Source organism: Aquimarina aggregata (genome assembly GCF_001632745.1).
Taxonomy (GTDB): Bacteria; Bacteroidota; Bacteroidia; order Flavobacteriales; family Flavobacteriaceae; genus Aquimarina; species Aquimarina aggregata.
The window spans coordinates 12,187-37,039 of record NZ_LQRT01000015.1 but is presented as its reverse complement, the minus strand read 5'-3'; the positions used below and the strand labels follow the sequence as shown (position 1 = coordinate 37,039).

Below are 24,853 nucleotides of genomic sequence, written 5' to 3'. Positions count from 1 at the left end.
TTTTCGCATATCTAAGTGTGTATTTGCCATGGTTATTTTGATTATTGATAACCATACAAGTTATTCAAAATACACGCTTTTGGGGGTGGGTCAATTTAAACAGGAATACCCGGGTCAATATAAATAGGATTTACTGGGTCAATATAATAGGAATAGGTGGGTCAGTTTGGTAAGAATTTTCACTTTATCGCCTATTCGAGGAATTGGTAAAATCTTTCCTCTAAAGCGCTCGATAAATGGTGGGAGTTTAATCACTTTACCCACCTCTTTGCCAAATACTTTCATTGTACAAAATTTTAGGTTCAACAATTGAGAAGGAAGGGGGCCGGGGAACCAGCCCCCAACTTCAATCAATCAAAAAACTAACCAACCAATTACGAAATTTTGATAGTTCTTGCGGGCTTTTGTTTAGCCTCTTCTTTCTTAGGCAAGTGAATGCTTAAGATACCATCTACGTATTTCGCATCAATCTTACTATCATCAACACTCTCGGGCAAGGTGAAAGTTCTTTTGAACGAAGAATAACCAAACTCTCTGCGAGTGTAGTTGTCTTCTTTTTGTTCATTTTCTTCTTTCATCTCTGTAGAGATGGATAATAGTTGGTTGTCAAGGTCGATGTGGAAATCAGACTTTTTAAGACCAGGAACTGCCATATCCACCATGAAGGCATCTGCGGTTTCTTGGATGTTTACTTTTGGCAAGGTGATACCAGTGTTGAAGTTAGAAGTAAACACTGATGGTAGGTCATTGTTAAAAAAGCTATCAATCCAATTTGACCAAGTTGGGAAGTTTAAACCTGAATTAACATTAGATAAACCTCCATTTTTAGGAACATTAACTAAAGTGCTCATAATTACAAAAATTTAAATTAAACATTAAAACAAATTGTGAAATCTTGATTGACTTCAAAATCCCATTAGGCAAATTGAATGCCAAATTGAAAACAGGTCATATTCGTGCAATATTTTTTATGAAAAATTCAGTAATTCCAATTAGAAAAAGACATATTGTCATATTATGAACGTTAAAAGATGTCATTATGGCAATTTTTTAACATTTGATTTTCAAAATTCCTGTCATTTCTGCCTCTAAATATGCTTTCAAGATAGGTTAAACAAAATGGTACTCATTTTGTCAAAGTCAAAATAAAAAAGAAATAAAATTCTAATACGATGAGAGCAAGATATCAAACCTACGCTCGAAGTGTATTGGTTGAACTTCGAGCATATAAAAAAGACAACAACCGTAGCCATTTTAAGGACGCATTTATGAAGTTAATGCCGGATATAAAGGCCTATGTTTCTAAGAACTTAAAAATGGCAGAACGTAAAGGAGTCATTGCCAAAGGCAGTTATCAGGCAGACGATTTTATCAATGACTTATATCTCTACACTTATGAGCATATTGACAATGTTTCGCAAGAGACAGACTTTCATTCCTGGCTTTTTAAGCAGGTAGATGAATTGTTGAATGACACTTTTATCTATGAAAGCCTGGAAGAATCATATATGGAAGAGCTGGAAGCTTTGAGTGAGAGTGAGTGGCAAATGTTAGAAGAAAAATTTACTCAAGATGCCGACGGCGATTTGATAATGATGGAAAAACTTGATGACCCTTCATATCTTAAAGTGAATTATGAAGCAGCTGATTTTTTTGCAGAAGACCAAGAGGAGGTATTGATTGAAAGACTCGATGAAGAAATTTCCAAAGAACGTATGCACAAACATATTAGCATCGTTTTGGAAAAATTACCTGTTTTAATGCAGTCTATTTTTGATTTGAAAACCGTTAGAGGATTTGACCTTGAAGAAATAACAAAAATAAAGCGAATGCAGTTATCACAGGTTAATGAGATATTTCAGGAAGCTCAGTATCAAATCAAAAAAAGTATAGCAAGTAGATTTTTGAAATAAAAAGAATGACAGTTCAACACCTAAACAATAGCAAGAGCAAATGGAATATAAAGATTATTACAAGATTCTTGGTGTTGAAAAAAGTGCAACACCAAAAGATATAAAAAAGGCCTATAGGAAATTGGCTGCTAAATATCATCCCGATAAAAATGCAGGTGACAAAAATGCCGAAGAGAAATTTAAGGAAATCAATGAAGCCAATGAGGTATTGAGCGACCCGCAGAAAAGAGAGAAATATGATACACTGGGTGCTAACTGGCAAGCTTATGAACAGGCAGGTGGAGACTGGAGGCAATATGCCAATCAATCTCGTAACAATGACGGGCAGACCTTTTATTATGAAGGAGACCCTTCGGAATTCTTTGGGGGGGATGGCAGCGGTTTTTCGAGCTTTTTTGATATGTTCTTTGGCGGCAGTGGCCAACAAGGTTTCGGTGGTCGCTCAAGAAGAAGCCAGCAAGATTTCTCAGGTGGTGACATACAGGCCGAATTGCCCATTACCTTACTAGAGGTCTATCAAGGCAGTAAGCGAACTTTTGAACTTAATGGTCAGAAGTTACGAATTACTGTAAAGCCAGGTTCTTATGATGGGCAACAACTTAAGATTAAGGGAAAAGGACAACCCGGAGCAAATGGAGGTAAATCTGGAGACCTTTATATCGTTTTGCGGGTTGAAAACGACCCTAGATTTCAGCGAAAAGGAAACGACCTTGTCATCAATAAAGCCATTGACCTTTATACAGCACTGTTGGGAGGCAAGATTGAAATACCCACTCTAACGGGAAGTGTCAATATGTCCGTGCCAAAAGGAACCCAAGGTGGAAAAACCTTGCGTCTGAAAGGAAAAGGAATGCCTATTTATAATTCTAATTCTTATGGCGATTTACTCGTTGAAATACAAGTTGAAATCCCAAAAAATTTGAGTAAGGAGGAAGAAGAATTGTTTAAAAAATTACGCCAAATTTCTGAAAAGAAACGGAGCACAGCATTTTAAAAAACATATAGAGATGAAAGGAAATTTTAATACGATAATTAACAACAAAAAGCCAGTGTTGGTAGATTTTTTTGCGGAGTGGTGCGGACCTTGTAAGGCTCAGGCACCAGTATTGAAAGATTTAGCCAAAGAGATAGATGCTATCAGAATAATTAAGGTTGATATTGACAAAAATCCGCAGATTGCCCAGAAGTTTAACGTTAAAAGTGTACCAACACTTATGCTGTTTAAAAGTGGTAGCACGCTATGGAAACAATCTGGGGTTCTGGGACTTGCACAACTTAAGTCCATCATTTTAAAATATATAAATAATTAAAGTCTATTCGAAAATGAAGGTTGTAGTTTATCAAAAAAAATATAAGTACAAGAGTAGTGGATTGACAGATTTTCTCGATGTATTATTTGTATCTAGAATGAGATATCTGGCAAGTGACTTAGTGTATGAAGGAGTACCAAAAGAAGATATTATTAAGGCTGTTAAAGACGCAATGGCAATAATGGATAACTCAGGTATTATTCTGGAAGAACATTTTAGACCTGTTTATACACAGCTAAAAGGAAGCTTATTCAAAGATTTTAGAATGACTCAAAAAGGTTGGTTTTTAGTGTTGTTAAACTTACCCCCAGGAAGTGAGTTTGCCCATAAAATCCAACTGAGTTTTTGCGAGATGTTGGAAGGAAGATAATTTACGCTTCTTACTATTCTATTTATTAATCAGATAAATTTTAAGAAAATGAAAAATCCACCAGCGAAAGTTCGATTAATTGGTCGAAAAAACAACTTTTATCTCATTCAATTTCCTAACATTCCTATCCCTGTAGAAGTTAATGAAGAGCTTTATAGGAATATGTTAGAAAGCCCTGAGTATAAGTTTGTCGATTCTGATGGAAAATCTTCTGTTGGAAAACGATACAAAAAAAATAAAGTATATAAAATTCAAAATAATAAAAGAAGTAAGATGCAATCGGCTTAAAGATTGTAAAACTTTAAAGAATTTAATAATACAATGAAAACTATTTTTCAGAACCCATTTTTGATACTGTCATCAGGCATACTACTAGGTTTTTTGCTTGGCAGGTTTTTGCTACATCCTTTATTTAATTTAATGCAAAGACTAGTCGAGAAAAAAGAACTGCTCTATATGTCAGTTTTTTTTAAATCACTCAGTAAAATTGCCGTTTTCATAGGGCTATGTTTGAGTTTAAATTTTATAGAATTTTTTCCATTAGTAGATACCTTGCCCAAATGGCATCATAAGGTAGTACTTAGTTTAAATGTTTTTGTTGTTACCTACACGATAACGGAGATCTTGATTTTTGTATATGACCGTCATACCAAAGCCAAGGAAGGAAAGGCAACCTCACTTTATCACATTATTATCCGTATTCTAAGTTATCTTTCTGGATTTGTGATTTATACAAATCTAATAGGCTTTGAATTAGCTCCCATACTAACAGCTTTAGGGGTTGGGGGTCTAGCAGTAGCATTGGCGCTACAGGACACCTTGGGCAATTTATTTGCAGGATTGCACATACTTGCCGCCAAACAGCTAAAACCTGGTGATTATATTAAATTGAATTCTGGGGAAGAAGGCTATGTTTTGGATATAAATTGGCGAAACTCGGTTGTTAAAACCTTATTGGAAAATGTGGTTATCATTCCCAACTCAAAAATATCCAGTACCATAACCACTAATTTTTTTACCCTTCAAAAAAATCTATTCTTTCAGGTAATGGTAGGGGTGCATTATGATAGTGACTTGGAGCTGGTAGAACGCGTAACATTAGAGGTGGCTCAACAGCTACTTTCCGAATATCCACCTTTACCCAAAAAATTTGAACCAGCAGTTCGTTTTTATGAGTTTGCAGACAGTAGCATCAATATGAAGGTATGGTTGGCAACTGACCTTTATGAAAATCAATTCAAGATGCGTCATCAGTTTATTCAGAGACTACAGAAAAGGTTCAAAGAAGAAGGTATAATAATTCCGTTCCCAATACGAACTATTGAGATTACAGAGGACTCCATTAAAAAACTAAAAAAATTGAGTCCATAGCTTCTTAGATTAAGAGACAAATGTAACACACTAAGAAAATGGAAAATATAAAATTTAGTCAGCATAAGCTTATAGTACCTAATCATCCTATCATCCCTTTTATAGAAGGTGATGGAATTGGAACGGATGTTTGGTGGGCAGCCAAAAGAGTTATCGACCACGCAGTAGAAGTGGCATATAATGGCGAAAGAACTATTCATTGGAAGGAGGTTTATGCTGGTGAAAAGTCTAAAACAGTAACGGGTGAATGGCTTCCTCAAAATACAGTAGATGAAATAAAAAATTGTGTTGTCGCTATTAAAGGTCCTCTTTCGACTCCAGTAGGTGGAGGTATGCGATCTTTAAATGTCGCACTTAGACAACAATTAGATTTATTTGCCTGTGTTAGACCTGTAAAGTGGTACCCAGGTGTGCCTGCTCCTGTGAAATCTCCTGAACGTGTGGATATGACCATATTCAGGGAAAATACTGAAGATATTTATGTAGGTATTGAATGGAATAAAGGAACTCCAGAGGCTACTAGAGTTAAAAAATTCTTGATTGAGGAAATGGGCGTTACTCAGATTCGCTTTCCGAATACAGTCTCACTTGGTGTGAAACCCGTTTCCAAAGAAGGTTCAGAACGACTTATAAGGTCAGCTATTCAATATGCTATTGACAATCGAAAAGACTCGGTAACACTAGTCCATAAAGGTAATATTATGAAATACACTGAAGGGCAGTTTAAAAATTGGGGCTATCAATTGGCAAAAGAAGAATTTAACGCCAAAGAATTACAAGGTGGTCCGTGGATGCGTTTAGAAAAGAATGGACACCAAGTTATTATCAAAGATGTTATAGCTGATGCTTTTCTACAACAAATATTATTACGACCAAGTGAGTATGATGTTATTGCCACACTCAACCTTAATGGATATTATATTTCGGATGCATTAGCCGCAATGGTTGGTGGCATAGGAATTGCTCCTGGAGCTAACATTAATTATGAAACTGGGGTAGCCTTATTCGAAGCCACACACGGCACAGCACCAAAGTATGCTGGTTTGGACAAGGTTAATCCTTCTTCAATGATTTTGTCTGGTGTAATGCTGTTGGAGTATATAGGTTGGAATAAAGCTGCAGAACTCATTGTAAGTGGACTTGAAACTTCAATCAAAAAGAAAAAAGTTACTTATGATTTTGCAAGACTAATGCCAGAATCTACAACTGTAAAGTGTTCTGAATTTGCAGAATCGATAATTCATTATTTGCAATAAATTTCAGCACAGTATAGGTATGATTATTTAATTTGAGCATGGTTGTATTTGTTTGGCTACAAATGCAATAGAATAAAATTAATAAGCAAAAACTGGTAAAATGTTGTACCTATGTTGTACCCAAATAAAAAAACCTCTCAATTTTGAGAGGTTTTATAACTGTATATTTACAGTTGAAAAAGTGCGGGCGGAGAGACTCGAACTCTCACACCTCGCGGCACCAGATCCTAAGTCTGGCGTGTCTACCAATTCCACCACGCCCGCTTTTTCAATATTTTATGAACTTTTACTTGTCTAATTCCTAAGTCTAGCGTGTCTACCAATTCCACCACGCCCGCATTAACTAACTCTTACATTGCTTAGGACTATCTGTAAAAGCGAGTGCAAATATAAACAATACTTTTAAAATAAAAAGACCAAGCCGAAAAAATATAAACTTTTAGTACTTTTAGACAAAAATTAACTCATAATATGCAACATATACATACTTATATTCAAGAACATAAGGATCGTTTTATAAATGAACTTCTTGAATTACTTAAAATTCCATCAATTAGTGCCGATTCTGCTTATGAAAAGGATGTAATCAAAACGGCTGATGTAATCAAAAAAAGCCTAGAAGCCGCTGGCTGTGATGCTGTAGAAATTTGTCTAACTCCTGGATATCCAATAGTGTATGGGGAAAAAATTGTTGATCCTAGTTTACCAACGGTTTTAGTATATGGACATTATGATGTACAACCACCAGATCCAATAGATTTATGGGATAGCCCTCCTTTTGAACCTGTAATTAAGAAGACTGAAATTCATCCCGAAGGCGCTATTTTTGCACGAGGTTCTTGTGATGATAAAGGACAGATGTATATGCATGTAAAAGCACTAGAGCTCATGACTGAGACCGATCAACTGCCTTGTAATGTGAAATTTATGATTGAAGGAGAAGAAGAAGTTGGAAGTAAAAGTTTGAGTTGGTTTGTTGAGAATAATCAAGAAAAATTAGCGAATGATGTAATTTTAATTAGTGATACCGGTATGATCGCTAAAGATGTGCCATCGATTACAACAGGGTTAAGAGGATTAAGTTATGTAGAGGTAGAGGTTACCGGTCCTAATAGAGATTTGCATAGTGGGTTGTATGGGGGAGCAGTAGCAAACCCTATTAATGTTCTAACCAAAATGATAGCTTCTTTACATGATGAAAATAATCATATTACCATCCCAGGATTTTATGATAAAGTAGAGAATTTATCTGATAGCGAACGTGAACAGATGGCAAAAGCACCATTTTCTCTTGAAGCATATAAAAAAGCCTTAGATATTAATGCGGTTTATGGAGAGAAAGGATATAGTACAAATGAAAGAAATTCAATTAGGCCTACACTAGATGTAAATGGTATTTGGGGCGGATATACCGGAGAAGGGGCCAAAACTGTAATTGCGAGTAAGGCATATGCTAAAATTTCAATGCGTTTAGTCCCGAATCAAGATTGGGAAGAAATAACAACTTTATTTAAAAACCATTTTGAAAGTATTGCACCAGATGGAGTGACTATAAAAGTAACGCCTCATCATGGTGGTCAAGGATATGTTACACCAATAGATAGTTTAGGGTATCAGGCTGCGAGTAGTGCGTATCAAGATAGTTTTGGTAAAACACCAATTCCACAACGCAGTGGCGGAAGTATTCCTATTGTTTCTTTGTTTGAAAAAGAATTAAAAAGTAAAACTATTCTTATGGGATTTGGGTTGGATAGTGATGCCATACATTCTCCTAACGAACATTTTGGCGTGTGGAACTATTTAAAAGGTATCGAAACAATTCCGCTTTTTTATAAATATTTTACCGAGCTTTCAAAGAATAAATAATATCAATATACCTTTGATGTTAAAAGGGGGAAATAAAATTCCCCCTTTTTTATACTTCATAATTAAATAAAGAAATTATCGTTTTATCAATAATTTTTTAGAAACCAAAGTTCCTCTAGTAGTTGATATAATAACATAATATAGGCCTTCTTCAAGGCTTTGAACATTTACATTGTTTTTGGTAGATGAAATATCCTGTTTTAGTTTTACAGCTCCTAGAATATCATACACTTTTATTGAAGTGTTATCTAGATTTTTTAAAGAGTTTGCAGAAATGATGAACTCACTATTTGTTGGATTTGGATGTATTATAAAATCATCAGATTCTACTTTTTCTACAGCGGGTGAACTTTTTTCTATTGAAGTGAATACTACTTCTCTAGATGTACTACAATTTTGAATTTTTGCCGTAAATTTTGATCCTGTTGAAGCTTTGAAACCTGTTGATAGAACCACTTTTTGACCCGCAGTATAGGTTGCAATACCGCCATTCGCAATTGTATTATTGGCAGTTAACATATTTGCCGCTTCTTGATTATCGGTAGTTCCTCCTGGGACATTTTGGGTCACGGTCAGATTATTAGGACATCCATCTGATGGAAGAGCATTAGGAGGTAAGTCATTACCTAAATTTTGAATGATCAGTTCAATGGGTACTCCTCTATTTGGGCAATTAGCACAATGGTGTAATGCGACAACTAGGTTGTCTCCATACCCTAAAACTGGAGATCCAGAAGACCCACCTTGGGTATCGGCAAAATAGCCTATATCGTTACCACTACCACCACAACGAGGTCGGGTTAAAGAAAATATGCGAGCTACACCTCCTTGATCATTTGGATCTGTAGAAAGTAATGCAATTCGCTTACCCCAAGCTCGTGGGTGTTGAGGGATATAAATACGTTCGTTAAGAACAGCACCTGTATCTCTTAATTGAAGAAAACCATAAGTTTGAGGTAAATTAGTAGTCGTATTTAAGTCTAAAAGAGCATAATCCAATGGTGCATTAGCGCGAATAAGATTTGCAGATGTAGCCTCAATAGTACCTGGGCATGCAAACCAAGAATCACAGTTTGTACCACAATTTGCCCCTTGCGCCATGAATTCTACAGTTACATTGTTCGCGTCAGCTTGATTCTGGATACAGTGCTCATTAGTCATTAACTGGCCATTATCTCCAATTAACCAACCCGTACAAGCAGATGTCCCGTTAATTAATAATCTAGCTACTGCACGTGAGCGATTATATGCATCTGGTTCGTTATTTGAATAGCAAATAGCGTTTCTGGAGTCATCAGCACCGCAAAGAGCTTCATCTTCTTGAGCTCTTAACGATTCTATGGGATAACCTTTGGCTACAATATCAATAGTATACCCAAATCCTCCCTTAGGGTTGATACTAAAGATTTCAATGATCATTTTGTCATCATAAATAGGAATACTCCAAAAACTATTACCTCTTTTATGGATTGTATTTTCAGAGTATTTCCAGGACCTAGTATTGTCTATGTCTCTTACAATTATAAAATCATTCGTAGCTAGCTGTATTTTGTTAAAATGTACAGCCACATAACCTGCACCTTTTTGTGATATTTCTTGGCTCCATACCATTTTATAGGTATTGGTAGTATTACCTTGATAAGGATGTGGACTTTGGTGAGTACTAGTAATTTCTTCACCAACTTTAGTCTGTGCTTGAATACTGAAAGCAATTAACAGGCATATAATATATAAATATTTTTTCATGGTTTAGTTTTGGTTTTTTAATTGTGAATTTTCCTTTTCTAATTCAACAACCCTTTTGTTTATTTCAATAATATATATGGTTAACTCTTCAATTTTTTGAAGCAATTTAGCGTCCATTATTCCTAAATTAACACCATTACGAATCACTTCTTTTTCTGAAGGAATATTTGCAAGGTGTCCTTTTTCTTTAATATGATTTTCAACTTCTTCCAGAGAAGGAAGTGCATAATCATCATTAAAAACGAAATCTGACCAAGTTCCTGTTTGAACAGTTATTTCTCTTGCGCCTATTGATCCTTCAACAGCTAATCTATGAGAGCCAGTATTAGAAGTTCCTATGCCAACATTTCCTGTTTCCCCATCAATGGTCATTCTAGTAACCCCACAACAAGTATTGGTTCCTCCTATCTGAAAATTCATTCTCGCTGGGTAATTTCCTGGAGTAAAATCCCCTGTCGTAGTAACCCCAATTCTTCCTATTTGTACATTGGACTGTCCGTCAAATCCAGAATAAATAATTGTTCCTAATAATCTATTTGCAGGAGTTGATGTTGGTGTAGTTGCACTTCCTCCTGTATTTAAAAAGTATAAATGGGGGTGGCCTCCGTTAAATAAACCCTGTCGAGTAGTGACATTTAAAGATGGATATTTACTATTTAATTGATTAATATCAATTTTATCATTAAAAGTTTGTTGACCATAACTGGTCATCTGGATTGTTATAATTAATAACAAAATAGTTACTTTTTTTTTCATCGGTTATTTTGTGCTTTATGGTTTATCATTTTTTTTGAGATATTTTATTTTTTATTAGCGATAAACTTCTCTATTTCATCCAATCTTTTTTCGATAGATTTTAATCTTTTGATTTCTTTTTCTTGTTGAATAGTATATAATGTTAACTCTTCAATTTTTAAAAGAAGTTTCATATTCATTTCTCCCAAATGAATACCATTTTCTATTACCTCTTTTTCAGGTGGAATATTAACAAGGTGTCCTTTTTCTTGGATATGATTTTCAACTTCTTCTAGGGTAGGAAGTTTGTAATCTTCATTAAAAACAAAATCAGCCCATACATTGGGTTTAACTTCTATTTCTTTAGCTTTTAAAGCTCCATCTATTGCCATATTACCACCTGAAACTCCAAGAGTATTGTTATCTCTTAGAATTAACCTCATATCAAAGTCGGTTGTTGGGTCATTAGAGAAATCAAGATATGGAATTCCAGTACCTCTCAATTCAATAGAAGCTCCTTGGTCGGTATTTAATAAGGCTCCCGTATTTCCCCAACTTATACTTTGTCTAGCCGATAGTTTGTTACTCATTTTGATGTCTCCACCTTCAAAAGAAAGTAAATTATCTCCTCTCAAGATTAATCTTAAATCAAAGTCGATTGTTGGATCGTTGGAGAAATCAAGATAAGGTATTCCATTGCCTCTCAATTCGATAGAAGCCCCTTGGTCGGTATTTAATATGGCTCCTGTGCTTCCCCATTTTATACTTTCAGCTACGGTAAGTTTGCCGTTAATCGTCTGATCTTGAGCAGTAAGCTTACATGTTATTGTAAGAATAAGAAATAGAAATAATAAATTTTTCATAATTTGAGTTTTAAGAGTTTTATTTTTCATTTGTTAAGATCTTGAACTTTACTTTGAAGGTTTTTAATGATGCTTCTCAATTCTTTTAATTCTTTGTTTTGCTGAATGGTATATAGGGTTAACTCTTCAATTTTTCGAAGTAATTTAGCGTCCATTTCCCCTAAATTAATGCCATTTCGAATTACTTCTATTTCTGAAGGAATATTAGCAAGGTGTCCTTTTTTCTGGATATGATTTTCAACTTCTTCTAGTGATGGTAGTTGGTAATCATCATTAAAAACAAAATCAGCCCAGCCACCAACTTTAACTTCAACTTCACTAGAGGTAAGTTTACCACGAATTCCTAGGTTTCCATTGTTTCCATTTAAATACATAGAGTAGTAGTCCTTTTTTGTAGCAGAACGTCCTGTCCCCCAATAAAAATTACCATTTTGGTGTAACCCAAACATTAATTCGTCTTTTTGTCCAGGATGAAATACCAATGCGGCATGAGCCCCACCTTTAAATTCTAATCTATTTAGAAACCCATTCACAGAAGGTGTAGGATTATTTCCAAGTATTGAAGTAGATTTTATAGTTGTGGTTCCTAGAACTCTTAGATCTCCATTACTTCCATTTAAATACATAGAGTAATAGTCTTTTTTTGTAGCAGAGCGTCCAGTTCCCCAATAAAAGCTACCATTTTTGTGGAAACCAAACATTAATTCGTCTTTTTGCCCAGGATGAAATACCAACGCCCCATGATTACCTTGTGTAAATTCAAGTTTGTTTAAGAAACCATTTACAGATGGAGTAGGGTTACTACCAAAAAGATTAATACTGCTAAATTGCTCTTGTGCGTGAAATTGAATTGTAAACGTTACTACGATTAGTGTGAAGATTATTTTTTTCATTTTAAATAATTTTAAATATCATAAGAGAATTAAATGTCGTTCGAATAAAATAAGTCATCCCTAGAAGATGTAAATGCTGTGATCTTAGAAGTATTAACTAGGAGCTTATGTAATTCGACGACCTTATTTTAGTTCTTTATAATATAAGGTTGATTAGTGTTGTTTTTTTAGATCTTTAAGTTCTGCTTGCACAGTTTTAAGTGCTTCTTGAAGAGAATTTAATTGATCTTCTTGCTGGATTGTATAAAGAGTAAGCTCCTCTATTTTTTGCAATAGTTTTGCGTTCATCGTACCTAAACTAATACCGTTTTGATGCACTTCGTTTTCAGTAGGAATATTTGGTAAGTGACCCTTAGTCTTGATATGTTTAGCCACTTCTTTTAGTGGTAAGAGGTTGTAATTGGATTTAAAAACAAAATCTGGCCAAGGACTAGCTTCAACTACAATTTCTTTTGCACGTATTTTCCCGTTTACAGCCAACTTATACCCTCTTGTATTTGTAGTTCCGATGCCTACGTTGCCACCATTATCATTTAGAAATACGCTAGAATTTGATTTACCACCTCTTATATATGTATGTTCATCTGTTGAGTAGCTAAAATGCGATGTTCTATTAGTTCCTCTAAACATAGCCGTTCCACCACCAGCGTTTCCTCTGCTAACATCAAGAGTAGCAATCGGAGATGTATTTCTGATTCCTACATTACCACCATTATCGTTTAGGAAGACGTTAGAGTTTAGTTTTCCTCCTCTGATATAAGTGTGTTCATCTATTGAGTAACTAAAATGCGATGTTCTATTAGTACCTCTAAACATAGCTGTTCCACCACCAGCGTTTCCTCTGCTAACATCAATTGTTGCCTGAGGATTTGTATTTCTTACCCCTACATTACCACCATTATCATTTAGAAATACATTTGAGTTCACTTTCCCACCTCTAATATATGTGTCTTCGTTAGTAGAGAAATTAAAATGAGAAATTCTGTTAGTACCTCTAAACATTGCAGTTCCTCCACCTGCATTTCCTCGTGGCACATCTAATGTAGCACCTGGTGAAGTTATTCTAACCCCTACATTTCCATTTAAACTGTAAATGGTGTTTTGATTGTCGTAATTGTGTTGCGCGTGCAATCCTATAGCGCTCAAAAGAGTCACTATTGATAAAATAATTTTTTTCATTGTGTAATAAATTTATTGGTTAAATCTTATTTTTAAAGGTACAAATTCCCCGTGCTTGTCTTTTTTTAGAAATGTAAAATAAAAGTTAAATAATTGATATTTAGTAATTTACATACGGTTTTCCAGTAGTTTTAATATAGAAAGTGATTTTTTTTTTGCTTGTAAAATATTTTATTCTACATTTGTAGAGTTAATTCTAATCATGTAGAGTAATGCAGTTATCAAAATCTGAAGAACAACTTATGCAATATCTCTGGAAACTAGAGAGAGCCTTTATGAAGGATCTTCTTGATGCTTTCTCAGATCCAAAACCTGCTACTACCACTGTGGCGACTTTACTAAAAAGAATGAAGGATAAAGGTTTTGTAGATTACAAGTTGTATGGTAAGTCTAGAGAATATTACCCACTGGTTAAAAAGACGGACTATTTTTCAAAACATGTAAATGGTCTGATAAAGAATTTTTTTAATAACTCTGCATCACAGTTTGCCTCTTTCTTTACCTCAGAGACTAATCTATCTACATCAGAGTTAGAAGAGCTCAAAAAGATCGTGGATCAGCAAATCAAAAAACAACAGTAATGATAGTGTATTTAATAAAATCATCGCTTTGCATGTTTGTCCTCTGGGGGTTTTATCTTTTGTTTTTAGAAAAAGAGAAGATGCATCATGTTAAACGGTTTTATTTAATTCTAAGTTTAATATTTGCACTGGTTATCCCTACTGTTACTTTTACCTATACGACTACTAAAATACCTGTAGAACCTCAAATAGAGCATCAGGAACAAATTATAATGACTACTATGTCCAATGAGGATGTATCAACGCCTTCAGTAAACTATACGCTCTTTTTACTATATAGCGTTTATGGGGTTGGTTTTTTAATTTTTGGCTTTCGATTTTTAAGAAACCTTAAAAACTTAACCTTAAAAATTACCACCAATGAGCGTTTAAAAGAATCATCTCATGTTAATGTTTTAGTGGGAAATACTGCTGTCGTACCACATACTTTTCTAAAGTATATTTTCGTATCTAAAAAAGCGTATCAGGAGCAAAGTATCCCTAAAGAAGTTTTACTTCATGAACAAACACATGTCACCCAAAAACATACTCTGGATATATTATTTGTAGAAATTTTACAGGTTGTTCTTTGGTTTAACCCGTTGTTATTCTGGATAAAAAAAGCTATTAAATTAAATCATGAATTCTTAGCAGATCAAACCGTTTTAAAACGTCAATTTTCGCTACATCAATACATGAATCTTCTTGTTAACTATCCAAACAGCACTAATCAAGCTGAGTTATCAAGTCCTATTAATTATTCATTAACCAAAAAACGAATTATTATGATGTCACAACAATTTTCAAAGACTAGAGCAGCGGCTAAAATGCTGCTGCTTTTACCTATGCTATTAGGCTGTATGCTACTTTTTAATAATGAAATTACAGCGCAGCAAAAAAATGTAAATTATACCAAGACGGTTGAAGATACAGATCCAAACAAAAAGATTAAAATCAAAATCAATGGTGATCAAATCAAAGTAAATGGTAAGACAACAGAAGTATCAAATTTTGCTAAGACTATTGATGAGATTACTAAACAATGGAATGATGATGAACTTACTGGTTTTAATTTTAATGTTCAAATTAATAATGCAGATAATGGGTTAGTGCAGAAATTAAATGAAACGTATAGAAAAACAAGATTGTATAAAGCTGATTCAAATGCTCATGATCTAATACCTCCACCACCCCCTTTACCAAAGGCACCAAGGGTAAGAAAAGGAGAAGCAAGTACTATACCAGCACCGCCGGCTCCACCTAAACTAAAAAAGAGTAAGAAAAGAACATATCCAAAACCACTCAAACCACTAAAGCCTTCTAAAGCACCAGCTGTTGGCGCATCCTATGAAGAAATAAACGAAGAGATTGAAGAAGATGAAGTAATCACCGAAATGGATGAGGTAGAAGAGGCGATGCACGAGGCAGAAATGGAGCATGAGCATGAAATTGAAAATGTAATGCACATGGTAGAAGAAGCTAGAGCTCATGCAATGGAAGTTGCAGAAAGAGCAAGAGAGAGTGCCGAAGAAGTACGCAGAGAGGCTATGGAAGTTGCACGTGAGGCTAGAATAATTGCTAGAGAAGAAGCGAATTTAGCGATGGAAGAGTCTCACAAAATCAGAGAGCGTGCTATGCATAATGCTGAAATTGCAAGGTTAAAAGCTGAAGAAATGGCAATGCTACATTCGGTACAAGCTGAACAAAGAGCTAATATAGCAATGTTGCAAGCTGAAAGAGCTAGAGAGAAAGCTAGAAATAGCGCACATAAAGCCAGAAAAGAAGCCGGTAAAGCTCGAAGAAAAGCTTTAGATGAAGCAAGAAAAGCTCAAGTAGAAGTAAGGAGAGAAGTAGAAAAAGCCCGTAAAGAAGCCAGAAAAATAATGGAAGAAGCGCGGAAGGAAGAACGTAGAGCGTTTGAAAAATCTCGTAAAGAAAATAATTAGTTAAGCTACTTGTTTTAGATCATTTGTAATAGTCAAAAACTCCTTTATAGGAGTTTTTTGTTTCTGATTAATACCACGCTTATAGGGTTGTAGATGCAACATTAACCTATAAATCAGCGTTATATCTATTGTCAATCAAAACCCTTAGATTATGTTAAAACGTTTTTTTATTTTATGCTCAGGAGCAGATGCTGATATTTTGGATAGTTGTTCTAGTGGAGAACAAAACAAATATGCAGGTATAGGTGCTACTGTTTTTTTTACTGCAGTTATGGCTTTTGTTGCCGCCAGTTATGCACTGTATACTGTTTTTGATAATTATTTTGGAGCTGTATTTTTTGGATTAGTATGGGGATTGTTAATTTTCAATCTGGATCGATTTATAGTTTCGACCATTAGGAAAAAAGAAAGTTTCCTAGATGAGTTTTTGCAAGCATCGCCAAGACTTATTCTTGCAATAATTATAGCTGTTGTAATTTCTAAACCTTTAGAATTAAAGATATTCGAGAAAGAAATTGATCGTGTTCTATTGGAGCAAAAAAATGATTTAACCTTAGCCAATAAAGAGCAAATAGCTATACAATATACGCCAGCAATTGCCGCAATAGATGCTGAAATTAATTCTTTAAAAGAAGAGGTTTCTACCAAAGAAACAGAAGTAAATAATCTTTATGAAACTTATATAGCTGAAGCCGAAGGCAGAAAAGGAACAGAGCGCATAGGTAAAGGCCCAGTTTATAAAGAAAAAAGAGAAAAGCATGATGCAGCATTAGCAGCATTAGTCACCTTAAAAAAGACCAATAATGATAAGATTATAGGTTTAGAGACTCAAAAAAACGAATTAGCACTAGCGTACGAAAATCAAATAGTCAATTCACAACCCATTATTGATAATTTTGATGGTTTAATGGCTCGTGTTACAGCTCTTAACGAATTGCCATGGTTACCTTCGTTTTTTATTTTCTTATTATTTCTAGCGATAGAAACATCTCCAATTTTTGCTAAATTATTATCGCCAAAAGGAGAGTATGATTTTAAACTTGAGGATATAGAAGGTGAAGTAAAAACGTGGGTAACTCAAAAAGAAAGCCAACGCAGAATAGTACTAGATACGGATCATACTATAAACGATCGTGTTTATAGCGATTTAACAGAAGAAGAAGAATTATATGCATATAAGAAGAAAATAGCTCGGGAAATGATGAAAAAACAACAGGATGCATTTTATAAACGTCAAACAGGAATTTTGTAAACGTACTTTCTAAGAGATAAGGAAATTGTCTAAAATTTTCTATCCGGATGGTATGCATCAAGACTTAATGATGTTTTTTTATCTGATATAATCTCTGAAACTAATTTTCCTGTTGCAGTACCCATGCTCCAACCCATCATAGCATGACCTGTTGCAATTGTTAAGTTGTTACATTTTTGAGATTTCCCAATATAAGGTAGACCATCAGGAGAGACTGGACGTAAACCTGAAGCTGCAGTTTTTTTTTCTTCGGGAGTTAATGTAATTTCGGGATAATAACGTTTTGTAGCATTAGCAATAGCTTCAATTCGTATGGGGTTTACATTATGATTAATCCCTGCAATCTCCATAGTACCAGCAAATCTTGTAAAGCCATGCATTGGCGTAATAGCAACTTTTGCTTCTGCTAGAATAGCTGGGTATTTGATTCCTAATTTTCTTTCAGAATTAATTCTATAGCCTTTACCAGCTTCTAGAAGTAATTTGAGGCCTATTTTTTTGCTTAGAAGGTGAGACCAAGATCCTGCTGCAAGAACAAATTCATCGGCAGAATATGTTGTGTTTGTAGTCTTTAATGAAATAATTGTATCATTCTTGAATTTAATATCTTTTACTGTTTCATTTTTACGAAAAACAACACCTGCATTTTGTAAATAAGTTTTCATTTCTTCCATAAACATACCAGGAGTAGTATGCGCATCACATTTATATAAAATAGCTCCTTTTGCATTTATTGAAACATTAGGCTCTAGCTCTTTTAAGTCATTTGGTGTAAGTTCTTGTATGGGTAATCCTTCTTTTTTTGCAATTTCCGCGACACCAGTTTCTTCTTCGAGCATTTTATCGGTTTGACAGATCATAAGTAAACCTTTTTGTTCTAATTGAAACTTGAATTTTTCTTCATTTTTAATTTCCGAATATAAATCACGCCCCAAAACTGCAATATCTTTAATTGCAGGAACACCTCGATATACATTTTTTTGAGAACAAGAATTATTGAAGGCTAATGACCATCGTAAGAAATTGAGATTAAAACGTGGTTTAATAAATAGGGGACTAGAAGAGTCAAACATCCATTTTAACCCTTTTTTCATTACTCCCGGTGCCGCAATTGGTATGATATGACTTGGAGACAGGTATCCTGCATTAACATACGAGGCTCCAAAATCCATAGTAGATTTATCAATTATAGTTACTTGATGCCCTGCTTTATGTAAGTAATAAGCTGTGCATAACCCTATGATTCCGCCACCGATAACAATCACTTTTTTATTCATAATAATACATTTGAGTGTGTTTGCAGTACTAGTCTGTATTAAGTTTTAAATTCTTTGATTCGACTAGAGTTAAATCACTTGAAACCCATGTGCATATGGATCATCTTGATCATCAATAATAATAGTATTATAGCCATATATTTTGGCCCACCCTTCTATACTTGGAACGATAGCTTTTTGGTTATTATTTAGAATAGTTTCTTCTTCAATTCTTCCAATAAATGTGCTGCCAATAAAGCTTTCATGAATGTAATCTTCTCCTTTTTTTAATAGCCCTTTGGCATATAATTGAGCCATTCGAGCAGAGGTTCCTGTGCCACAAGGTGAGCGATCTATGGCTTTTTCACCATAAAAAACAGCATTCCTTCCTGATGATTCAGTATGTATTGGATTGCCGGTCCAAAGGATATGACTAACATCTCTTATCGTATCGTTTTCTGGATGTATAAAATAATCTGGATATTCATTATTTATGCGTTGTCTTATTTCTTGAGAGTATTGTATTAACTTTCCTGCAGTGAAATTATGTATCCCACTAAAGTTTTTTTGAGGATCAATAATAGCATAATAATTGCCGCCGTAAGCGACATCAAATTTGATTTTACCAAGTTCTGAGCATGTAATTGTTAATGCTTCTGCAGCTAGATACGATTTTACATTTTTGAGTTTTACCCAATCTATCTTTTTCCCGTTTTGATGATATTCAATTTCTACCAAACCTGCTGGAGCCTCCATTTTTATTCTACCAGGAATTTTAGGGTGTATTAAGCCTTCTTCAATAGCTATAGTAATGGTTCCTATAGTTCCATGTCCGCACATAGGTAAACACCCAGAAGTTTCTATAAATAATATAGCAAAATCGTTTTTTGGATCATGAGGGTCAAATAAGATGCTTCCACTCATCATATCATGTCCTCTAGGTTCAAACATTAACCCTTTTCTAATCCAATCATATTCCTTTAGAAAATGTTGCCTTTTTTCACTCATCGTTTTACCAACAAGATTAGGTTTTCCTGTGGTAACGACCCTTACAGGGTTTCCACATGTATGTGCATCAATACACTTAAAAATAGTTTTTGCCATTTTTGAAACCAATAAATTCTAAGAGTGAATTTACCAATTTCTATTCATCTTTACTATAGAGAAACTAAATTATACAATCCCCATTTTTTTAAGGAGGAAAGAGGCATTCATATTTTGACAAACTCCATCTTTGAATTTATAATCAAAATACAACTCGTCATTAACAATCTGGGCATCAAAAAATCGATTTTTTACTTGTGGTAGCTCTGAAGCAATTTCACAAAGACTTAAATCATGAGTAGCAATAATACCTGTAGCGTGTGCGGCCACTAGCTTTTCTACAAACTTTCGTGATCCTGCAGCTTTATCTTTACTATTGGTTCCTTTTAAGATCTCATCTAAAATAATAAAATACTCGTTTGTGTCTAGTGCATCAACTATTTTTTTAAGTTGTGTGAGTTCTGAGAAAAAGTAGGATGCATCATCACTTAGAGAATCTGACGTACGCATACTTGATATTAACTTTATTGGTCTATATTCACAAGAATCAGCGCAGATAGGTAGGCCTATATTTGACATTACTATTTGTAAAGCGACTGTACGTAAAAAGGTACTTTTTCCAGCCATATTGGCCCCTGTAATAATAAAAAATTGTTCTGTGTCGATAGTAATATCATTGTCTACTCGTTTTGCTGTTTTAAGCATCGGGTGCCCAAGATTTTTAGCTTTAAGAGTCGTAGTACCAGATACTATTTTTGGATAGCTATAATTGGGGTGATTAAATACAAAATTTCCAAGTGAATTATAGGCATCAAAAAATGCAATGACCTCGAACCATCGGGTAACTTTATTTTGGTTTTGAGAAATCCATTTTTCTATTCGGTAACTTTGAAGGATATCCCAAAGAAATAGTCCATTAGCAAGTACCCCAAACATCATATTATTTCGTTGATCAAAGGCATTAAGAATACTAGCAAACTGTTTTAAAATCTGCGAAGCTTTTTCTTTTTCATCAATAACTAATTGTTTTTTTTCTTTTAACAGAGCAGCATCAAAAGAGGTATTTTCTATTTTCTCAACAAGTCTATAATATTGATCAAAAGTATCTTTTACTCTACCTGCATCGTTATATAGTGCATTTATTTTTTTTAATTGAGTTCCTGTTATACCCAGCCCTATAAAGAACCATAGTAATAGCATATTAAATGTGATAACATTAAGAAATAGTAATACAATTAGTAATGTTGAAATTGTTGATACGATTATGGGTAGTAGTTTCATTACTTTCGGAACAAAAGGAGTGTAATTACTCAGCCATTTTTGTATTGAAGCTACCGGAATAGATACGCTTACTAATGCAGCCGTTGCTGAAAATTCTTGTCTCCATTTAGCCAATTTAGCAATGTTCTGCACAGCTTCTTGTTTACGTTCTATATGATCAATAGAATTTGCAGTAAGTATTGAGGCAAATTTACTTTTTCCTGCAAGTGTTGTTGTTCGGTTTCCGTATTGAAAAAAAGATCGTTCTCCAAAAAGATCTATATCATGACTATAGACATGAGTGGCATCTATAAACTCTTTTCCTGTATCTAGTTTACTAATATCATCCTTAAAAACATCTAGTTCTAATTGATTAATTTCAATTAATTTTTCGAGTTTCTTTTTCGTATACGTAAGATTGGTATGGCGAGTGACCAAATAAATAAATACAATGGATCCTAGCAGAAGACTGCCTATAATAATTTGACTATTTGGATATCCAAAATAGACACCTGCAGCAATAGATAAAAAAACAAACAAACGTATCGTGCTTGAAAGTGCTAATTGTCTTTTAATTTTTTTTAGCGCTATTGTGTATTCAGAAATTTGCTCGGTATAAAATTCTTTAGAATTATTCATATATATTGAAGAATACGCTACTGTGTTTTTCGAAAAAACAACATATTCTCTTTTTTTTTGAGTTAAAGGTTCTCTAGTTCTTGTTTCACTTTTTTGGTTAAACCACTTACGACTAGATCATAAGAATGGTCTATTAATTCGATCAACATATTAGTAGCTAAACCTTCCGAAAAGTTAACAGTATTCCAATGTTTTTTACTCATATGATATCCAGGAGTAATTTCAGAGTGGTATTCTCGTAATTCTATAGCCCTATCTGGATCACATTTTAAGTTTACACTAAACGGAATTCTTTCTAAGCCTGTTAGGGCAAACATTTTACCCATTACCTTAAATACCAAGGTTGTTTCATCAAAAGGAAAATGCTCTGTAACTCCTTTTTTTGATAGGCAATACTCTCTAAAAGCTTCAATATTCATATTAAATAATTAGTTTTCCCATTATTTTAGAAGGGTCAGGTATGGCATCAAACCCAAACTGTTTATAAAGGTTATGAGCATCGCTAGTTGCGAGCATCCATCGTTTGATATTTTGCAAATCAGGACATTCTGTTACTGCTTTCATTAATTGTTTAGCGTACCCATTTCCTCTATGTTCTTCTATAATAAAAACATCCATCACGTAGGCAAAAACAACATAATCGGTTAAAATTCTTGCAAAACCAATTTGTGTAGTATTTATATACACTCCAAAATTTAAACAATGTTCAATACTAGTTCTTACTTCATCTTTGGTTCTTCCTTTTGCCCAATAGGACCTCGTTAAGAATTGATGAATAAAATCAATATTTAATTTTTGTTTATCTGTAGAGATATTAATACTCATTACTTCTTATTTTAACTGTTTTGCATCGGTATTATTGTTATCCAATTGTAAAGCAGAATAATCTAATTTCCATCCAATGGCTTCTGCCAGAGTTTCCATTAGTGAAATTGCTGTTAACGCCTCTTTTTGAGCAGACTCCATAAGACCGCTATTAGGTATTTTATCTTTTATAAATTGTTTGGCTTCTTTGTTAATTTCTGTAAGGTCTGTTGATGTAAAAGGGTTAAGCCATCCTTCTTTTTTATCATAATATTTAAAGTCGGTTTCAATAGTCAATAGTTTGGGTTGTGGAAAATGAGTCAAGATAATACGTTTGTTTTTAGTATCGCTTTCGAGTTTGACTTGAGATAGATCAAATCCAACATAGGCTTTTGCATCGATTAATATTAATGCTTTCTTGGTTCCAGACAATAGGCTAAAGAATTTTTCTTTTACACTTTCATAATGATAAATTTCTGCGAAATCCCCTTCTACAGTAACAAGTTTACAGACGCTTTTGATCTTTTCCATAAGCACTGTAGACTGTGTCTTTATAGAAGATTTCTTTTTTGCAGCGGTAAACCTTGCAAAAATAAAATATGATAAGATGACTCCGCCTATAAGTCCTATAAATAATAACTCCATTCTAATTCTTTTTTCCTATTTCTCCCAAGTGTGTAAATTTAAAACCTTTTTCGAATTTTAAGCCGTATCCTAAGATTCTATCAAAAGCAGCATGTGCAAAAAGAATACTTCCGGATAATTGAAGGATTTCATTATTACCAAAAACACCAGAAAAGTATATTAGGATAGCCAGGCCTTTATGATGAAAAAGATTGTAACAAGCTGCTCCTATTTTTGTATTGATGCTATAGCCTAGCATTCCTATATCAGGAACAAGAAAAAGTGCTAAAAACAACCACCAAGGATAAGATAAGCAATTAAAAGCATAGATGCCTAAACCTAGCATTGCAAGTTCTTCAAGTTGTAGTGTTATTTTCATTATTTCACTATTTTATATAAAACAGGTTTACTTGGTGAAGCATCATTTTCAAATGATGAGATTTGAAGGTTTAAGAAATAGATCCCGTCCTTAGTTTTAGGATGTATATATATCATTTCTGTAATAGTAGCTTGATATCTAATTTTTTGAGGATAGTTCCAAAATGCTTTATGTGCCAATAATTTTCCTTCATCTTTTTCTTTATCGACCGATGGCAAATCTATAAGTAAATGTTCAATCCTAAGTGTTCTAATATATGTGGCAGCTTCTTCTGTTAGGTACGGCCAGTTAGTATTAGAATATTGTTTATCATGTTTGCTGTTATCATTAGGTATTGTTCTTATGATTAATGCTTCTATTTGATCTGAAGTCACAGCTTTTTGTATTTGTTCTTTGGTAATGATTAGATCTTTATTTTGTTCTTGCGGTACAATAGTGATGACTTCTGCCAGGAAAAAGAAGCGTTTTAAAGTATCATTAATGCTATGAAACTCTGGAGTAATATGTCCAACACATTCTGTATGAGTACCATGACCGTGGGGGTTAAAGGTAATTGTATTAAAGTTTGTTGATGCTCCTTCTGTAACTTTTCCGACCCATTGACCATCTGTTACAGGCTCGATCTTTGGTTCTGGTATGTACCAAGCGTTAACATTCTGTTTAGAAGCTCTTAGAGGTATTGAAATGTCTAGAGGTTTAGAAAGATCAATTGTATAAGATTTGCTGTTATATTGTATTGTTGCAATCATAAAATAATAATATCAAACTTTTTTAATCGTCATAAAAAGATAATCTCCTTTTGTATTTGCATACGCTGCAATAATATCATTTATTTTTCCCGAATCAATATCTTTTTCTAAAGCTAGCAGACCTTTTTTTACTTCATCTGCATTAGCCAATGAAGAAAAAGACGATATTCCTTGGCGAACACTAGGGTCTGTATATAATTCTGGATGATGTTTTCCCGAATACAGGAATAGGTCTTTTAAGTCATCTCGAATTTCATACTTTTCGGTATTTTCAATTTGCAACCCAGCTTCATTTACACTTGTTTCTATTTTGTTATAAGAAGGCATTTGTATGATTGAGTCTTGTAACATTTTTGGGAAATAATGGTTTAGCCAATATCCTTTCATTTGTTCTGGGGTGGAGGTGAAAATAACCATTGTCGCCTTTTGTTTAAGAACTCTATTTAACTCTGAAAAAGCAAGTGTAAGATCTTGCCAGTGATGAATTGTTAAACTTGCAACAATACCATCGATACTTTGCGATGGTAGTTGAGTATTCTCTGCAGTGCCAGATTTCCAAGAGATAGAATGGTTTTGTGTTTTAGCTTTTGCCAGCATTTTAGAAGAAGGATCGATACCGATGAAGGAATATCCTTTTTTTGCAAACTCAGAGGTGTAATTGCCAGTCCCACAGCCTATGTCAAGATAATTTCCTGAAAAAGATGGATTAAGATGTAGTAATAATTGATTAAAAATGTAAGGATCTGCTTTGCGGGTACTATTATAATTTTCTCCTATTGTATCGTATTTTTCTTGCATATTCCTGAATTATGAAATTAAACTATACATACGGTAACAA

At 34.1% G+C, this 24,853-nt stretch carries 27 protein-coding genes and 1 tRNA gene; 11 read left to right on the top strand and 17 right to left on the bottom strand.

Going from position 1 to position 24,853, the window contains the following annotated elements:
- Positions 1 to 138 precede the first annotated feature (138 nt).
- Together AWE51_RS26525 and AWE51_RS14875 are read right to left on the bottom strand one after the other, a co-directional pair.
- Positions 139 to 285: a hypothetical protein gene (locus AWE51_RS26525; RefSeq protein WP_157766113.1), complete on the bottom strand. Its 147-nt coding sequence runs from the start codon at positions 283 to 285 to the stop codon at positions 139 to 141.
- Between the two features lie 89 nt (positions 286 to 374).
- A complete protein-coding gene (locus tag AWE51_RS14875; RefSeq protein ID WP_066314819.1) occupies positions 375 to 851 on the bottom strand; it encodes an Hsp20/alpha crystallin family protein in 477 nt (158 codons plus the stop codon).
- A 321-nt stretch (positions 852 to 1,172) separates the two neighbouring features.
- Between AWE51_RS14875 and AWE51_RS14870 the strand changes: the two genes are divergently transcribed.
- From AWE51_RS14870 to icd, 7 genes are read left to right on the top strand one after another with little or no spacing between them, the layout of a single operon-like run.
- Positions 1,173 to 1,913, top strand: a complete 741-nt coding sequence (locus tag AWE51_RS14870) for a hypothetical protein (protein WP_066314817.1) — start codon at positions 1,173 to 1,175, stop codon at positions 1,911 to 1,913.
- Positions 1,914 to 1,953: 40 nt separating this feature from the next.
- Positions 1,954 to 2,907, top strand: a complete 954-nt coding sequence (locus tag AWE51_RS14865) for a DnaJ C-terminal domain-containing protein (RefSeq protein ID WP_066314814.1) — start codon at positions 1,954 to 1,956, stop codon at positions 2,905 to 2,907.
- 13 nt (positions 2,908 to 2,920) lie between these two features.
- Positions 2,921 to 3,223 carry a thioredoxin gene (trxA, locus tag AWE51_RS14860; protein ID WP_066314811.1) on the top strand — a complete coding sequence of 101 codons (303 nt, stop codon included), beginning with the start codon at positions 2,921 to 2,923 and terminating at the stop codon, positions 3,221 to 3,223.
- A 13-nt stretch (positions 3,224 to 3,236) separates the two neighbouring features.
- Positions 3,237 to 3,593, top strand: a complete 357-nt coding sequence (locus AWE51_RS14855; protein WP_066314809.1) for a hypothetical protein — start codon at positions 3,237 to 3,239, stop codon at positions 3,591 to 3,593.
- 48 nt (positions 3,594 to 3,641) lie between these two features.
- On the top strand, positions 3,642 to 3,881 hold the full coding sequence (locus tag AWE51_RS14850) for a hypothetical protein (RefSeq protein WP_066314807.1): 240 nt from the start codon (positions 3,642 to 3,644) through the stop codon (positions 3,879 to 3,881).
- A 33-nt stretch (positions 3,882 to 3,914) separates the two neighbouring features.
- Positions 3,915 to 4,964 carry a mechanosensitive ion channel family protein gene (locus AWE51_RS14845; RefSeq protein ID WP_082832457.1) on the top strand — a complete coding sequence of 350 codons (1,050 nt, stop codon included), beginning with the start codon at positions 3,915 to 3,917 and terminating at the stop codon, positions 4,962 to 4,964.
- Between the two features lie 38 nt (positions 4,965 to 5,002).
- On the top strand, positions 5,003 to 6,220 hold the full coding sequence (gene icd / locus AWE51_RS14840; protein WP_066314805.1) for an NADP-dependent isocitrate dehydrogenase: 1,218 nt from the start codon (positions 5,003 to 5,005) through the stop codon (positions 6,218 to 6,220).
- Between the two features lie 182 nt (positions 6,221 to 6,402).
- Here icd and AWE51_RS14835 read toward each other — a convergent pair.
- Positions 6,403 to 6,484, bottom strand: a tRNA-Leu gene (locus AWE51_RS14835).
- Positions 6,485 to 6,691: 207 nt separating this feature from the next.
- Between AWE51_RS14835 and AWE51_RS14830 the strand changes: the two genes are divergently transcribed.
- Complete coding sequence (locus AWE51_RS14830; protein ID WP_066314803.1) at positions 6,692 to 8,086, top strand: dipeptidase; 1,395 nt, start codon at positions 6,692 to 6,694, stop codon at positions 8,084 to 8,086.
- Positions 8,087 to 8,161: 75 nt separating this feature from the next.
- Here the strand turns inward: AWE51_RS14830 and AWE51_RS14825 are convergent, their stop codons facing one another.
- The 5 genes from AWE51_RS14825 to AWE51_RS14805 all read right to left on the bottom strand — a co-directional run bounded on the left by AWE51_RS14825 (position 8,162) and on the right by AWE51_RS14805 (position 13,502).
- Positions 8,162 to 9,832: a trypsin-like serine peptidase gene (locus tag AWE51_RS14825; protein WP_066314800.1), complete on the bottom strand. Its 1,671-nt coding sequence runs from the start codon at positions 9,830 to 9,832 to the stop codon at positions 8,162 to 8,164.
- Positions 9,833 to 9,835: 3 nt separating this feature from the next.
- Positions 9,836 to 10,588: a hypothetical protein gene (locus AWE51_RS14820; RefSeq protein WP_066314799.1), complete on the bottom strand. Its 753-nt coding sequence runs from the start codon at positions 10,586 to 10,588 to the stop codon at positions 9,836 to 9,838.
- Between the two features lie 44 nt (positions 10,589 to 10,632).
- The gene (locus tag AWE51_RS14815; RefSeq protein ID WP_157766112.1) at positions 10,633 to 11,430 is read right to left on the bottom strand and encodes a hypothetical protein; all 798 of its coding nucleotides are present in this window, start codon (positions 11,428 to 11,430) and stop codon (positions 10,633 to 10,635) included.
- 26 nt (positions 11,431 to 11,456) lie between these two features.
- Positions 11,457 to 12,323 carry a hypothetical protein gene (locus AWE51_RS14810; RefSeq protein ID WP_066314795.1) on the bottom strand — a complete coding sequence of 289 codons (867 nt, stop codon included), beginning with the start codon at positions 12,321 to 12,323 and terminating at the stop codon, positions 11,457 to 11,459.
- A 153-nt stretch (positions 12,324 to 12,476) separates the two neighbouring features.
- A complete protein-coding gene (locus AWE51_RS14805) occupies positions 12,477 to 13,502 on the bottom strand; it encodes a hypothetical protein (RefSeq protein WP_066314793.1) in 1,026 nt (341 codons plus the stop codon).
- A 212-nt stretch (positions 13,503 to 13,714) separates the two neighbouring features.
- Between AWE51_RS14805 and AWE51_RS14800 the strand changes: the two genes are divergently transcribed.
- The 3 genes from AWE51_RS14800 to AWE51_RS14790 all read left to right on the top strand — a co-directional run bounded on the left by AWE51_RS14800 (position 13,715) and on the right by AWE51_RS14790 (position 17,260).
- Positions 13,715 to 14,083 (top strand): BlaI/MecI/CopY family transcriptional regulator, encoded by a 369-nt coding sequence (locus AWE51_RS14800; RefSeq protein ID WP_066314791.1) that lies wholly within the window; start codon positions 13,715 to 13,717, stop codon positions 14,081 to 14,083.
- A gap of 32 nt (positions 14,084 to 14,115) precedes the next feature.
- Complete coding sequence (locus AWE51_RS14795) at positions 14,116 to 16,008, top strand: M56 family metallopeptidase (protein WP_157766111.1); 1,893 nt, start codon at positions 14,116 to 14,118, stop codon at positions 16,006 to 16,008.
- 151 nt (positions 16,009 to 16,159) lie between these two features.
- Positions 16,160 to 17,260 carry a DUF4407 domain-containing protein gene (locus AWE51_RS14790; protein ID WP_066314787.1) on the top strand — a complete coding sequence of 367 codons (1,101 nt, stop codon included), beginning with the start codon at positions 16,160 to 16,162 and terminating at the stop codon, positions 17,258 to 17,260.
- A gap of 29 nt (positions 17,261 to 17,289) precedes the next feature.
- Here the strand turns inward: AWE51_RS14790 and AWE51_RS14785 are convergent, their stop codons facing one another.
- The 9 genes from AWE51_RS14785 to AWE51_RS14745 all read right to left on the bottom strand — a co-directional run bounded on the left by AWE51_RS14785 (position 17,290) and on the right by AWE51_RS14745 (position 24,813).
- A complete protein-coding gene (locus tag AWE51_RS14785; RefSeq protein WP_394332235.1) occupies positions 17,290 to 18,576 on the bottom strand; it encodes an NAD(P)/FAD-dependent oxidoreductase in 1,287 nt (428 codons plus the stop codon).
- Positions 18,577 to 18,606: 30 nt separating this feature from the next.
- A complete protein-coding gene (locus tag AWE51_RS14780) occupies positions 18,607 to 19,620 on the bottom strand; it encodes a 4-hydroxyproline epimerase (protein WP_066314783.1) in 1,014 nt (337 codons plus the stop codon).
- Positions 19,621 to 19,689: 69 nt separating this feature from the next.
- On the bottom strand, positions 19,690 to 21,459 hold the full coding sequence (locus AWE51_RS14775) for a MutS-related protein (RefSeq protein ID WP_066314781.1): 1,770 nt from the start codon (positions 21,457 to 21,459) through the stop codon (positions 19,690 to 19,692).
- 62 nt (positions 21,460 to 21,521) lie between these two features.
- Positions 21,522 to 21,878 carry an MmcQ/YjbR family DNA-binding protein gene (locus tag AWE51_RS14770; protein ID WP_066314777.1) on the bottom strand — a complete coding sequence of 119 codons (357 nt, stop codon included), beginning with the start codon at positions 21,876 to 21,878 and terminating at the stop codon, positions 21,522 to 21,524.
- A 1-nt stretch (position 21,879) separates the two neighbouring features.
- Positions 21,880 to 22,284, bottom strand: a complete 405-nt coding sequence (locus tag AWE51_RS14765) for a GNAT family N-acetyltransferase (protein WP_066314774.1) — start codon at positions 22,282 to 22,284, stop codon at positions 21,880 to 21,882.
- A 6-nt stretch (positions 22,285 to 22,290) separates the two neighbouring features.
- The gene (locus tag AWE51_RS14760) at positions 22,291 to 22,908 is read right to left on the bottom strand and encodes a DUF4230 domain-containing protein (RefSeq protein WP_066314772.1); all 618 of its coding nucleotides are present in this window, start codon (positions 22,906 to 22,908) and stop codon (positions 22,291 to 22,293) included.
- A gap of 1 nt (position 22,909) precedes the next feature.
- Positions 22,910 to 23,266: a DUF4260 domain-containing protein gene (locus tag AWE51_RS14755; RefSeq protein ID WP_066314770.1), complete on the bottom strand. Its 357-nt coding sequence runs from the start codon at positions 23,264 to 23,266 to the stop codon at positions 22,910 to 22,912.
- Positions 23,266 to 24,015, bottom strand: coding sequence for a cyclase family protein (locus AWE51_RS14750; protein ID WP_066314767.1), 750 nt, complete (start codon positions 24,013 to 24,015; stop codon positions 23,266 to 23,268). The genes AWE51_RS14755 and AWE51_RS14750 overlap by 1 nt, the downstream gene beginning before the upstream one ends.
- A 12-nt stretch (positions 24,016 to 24,027) precedes the next feature.
- Complete coding sequence (locus tag AWE51_RS14745; RefSeq protein WP_066314764.1) at positions 24,028 to 24,813, bottom strand: class I SAM-dependent methyltransferase; 786 nt, start codon at positions 24,811 to 24,813, stop codon at positions 24,028 to 24,030.
- Positions 24,814 to 24,853: the final 40 nt, after the last annotated feature.

Bases quoted from the DNA above. Each gene is read 5' to 3' on its own strand.
- AWE51_RS14765 (WP_066314774.1), bottom strand. From the start codon at position 22,284: ATGAGTATTAATATCTCTACAGATAAACAAAAATTAAATATTGATTTT.
- AWE51_RS14770 (WP_066314777.1), bottom strand. From the start codon at position 21,878: ATGAATATTGAAGCTTTTAGAGAGTATTGCCTATCAAAAAAAGGAGTT.
- AWE51_RS14805 (WP_066314793.1), bottom strand. From the start codon at position 13,502: ATGAAAAAAATTATTTTATCAATAGTGACTCTTTTGAGCGCTATAGGA.
- AWE51_RS14800 (WP_066314791.1), top strand. From the start codon at position 13,715: ATGCAGTTATCAAAATCTGAAGAACAACTTATGCAATATCTCTGGAAA.
- AWE51_RS14830 (WP_066314803.1), top strand. From the start codon at position 6,692: ATGCAACATATACATACTTATATTCAAGAACATAAGGATCGTTTTATA.
- AWE51_RS14825 (WP_066314800.1), bottom strand. From the start codon at position 9,832: ATGAAAAAATATTTATATATTATATGCCTGTTAATTGCTTTCAGTATT.
- AWE51_RS14820 (WP_066314799.1), bottom strand. From the start codon at position 10,588: ATGAAAAAAAAAGTAACTATTTTGTTATTAATTATAACAATCCAGATG.
- AWE51_RS14855 (WP_066314809.1), top strand. From the start codon at position 3,237: ATGAAGGTTGTAGTTTATCAAAAAAAATATAAGTACAAGAGTAGTGGA.
- AWE51_RS14795 (WP_157766111.1), top strand. From the start codon at position 14,116: ATGTTTGTCCTCTGGGGGTTTTATCTTTTGTTTTTAGAAAAAGAGAAG.
- AWE51_RS14875 (WP_066314819.1), bottom strand. From the start codon at position 851: ATGAGCACTTTAGTTAATGTTCCTAAAAATGGAGGTTTATCTAATGTT.
- icd (WP_066314805.1), top strand. From the start codon at position 5,003: ATGGAAAATATAAAATTTAGTCAGCATAAGCTTATAGTACCTAATCAT.
- AWE51_RS14780 (WP_066314783.1), bottom strand. From the start codon at position 19,620: ATGGCAAAAACTATTTTTAAGTGTATTGATGCACATACATGTGGAAAC.
- AWE51_RS14750 (WP_066314767.1), bottom strand. From the start codon at position 24,015: ATGATTGCAACAATACAATATAACAGCAAATCTTATACAATTGATCTT.
- AWE51_RS14865 (WP_066314814.1), top strand. From the start codon at position 1,954: ATGGAATATAAAGATTATTACAAGATTCTTGGTGTTGAAAAAAGTGCA.
- AWE51_RS14775 (WP_066314781.1), bottom strand. From the start codon at position 21,459: ATGAATAATTCTAAAGAATTTTATACCGAGCAAATTTCTGAATACACA.
- AWE51_RS14870 (WP_066314817.1), top strand. From the start codon at position 1,173: ATGAGAGCAAGATATCAAACCTACGCTCGAAGTGTATTGGTTGAACTT.
- AWE51_RS14755 (WP_066314770.1), bottom strand. From the start codon at position 23,266: ATGAAAATAACACTACAACTTGAAGAACTTGCAATGCTAGGTTTAGGC.
- AWE51_RS14760 (WP_066314772.1), bottom strand. From the start codon at position 22,908: ATGGAGTTATTATTTATAGGACTTATAGGCGGAGTCATCTTATCATAT.
- AWE51_RS14850 (WP_066314807.1), top strand. From the start codon at position 3,642: ATGAAAAATCCACCAGCGAAAGTTCGATTAATTGGTCGAAAAAACAAC.
- AWE51_RS14745 (WP_066314764.1), bottom strand. From the start codon at position 24,813: ATGCAAGAAAAATACGATACAATAGGAGAAAATTATAATAGTACCCGC.
- AWE51_RS14815 (WP_157766112.1), bottom strand. From the start codon at position 11,430: ATGAAAAATTTATTATTTCTATTTCTTATTCTTACAATAACATGTAAG.
- trxA (WP_066314811.1), top strand. From the start codon at position 2,921: ATGAAAGGAAATTTTAATACGATAATTAACAACAAAAAGCCAGTGTTG.
- AWE51_RS14790 (WP_066314787.1), top strand. From the start codon at position 16,160: ATGTTAAAACGTTTTTTTATTTTATGCTCAGGAGCAGATGCTGATATT.
- AWE51_RS26525 (WP_157766113.1), bottom strand. From the start codon at position 285: ATGAAAGTATTTGGCAAAGAGGTGGGTAAAGTGATTAAACTCCCACCA.
- AWE51_RS14845 (WP_082832457.1), top strand. From the start codon at position 3,915: ATGAAAACTATTTTTCAGAACCCATTTTTGATACTGTCATCAGGCATA.
- AWE51_RS14810 (WP_066314795.1), bottom strand. From the start codon at position 12,323: ATGAAAAAAATAATCTTCACACTAATCGTAGTAACGTTTACAATTCAA.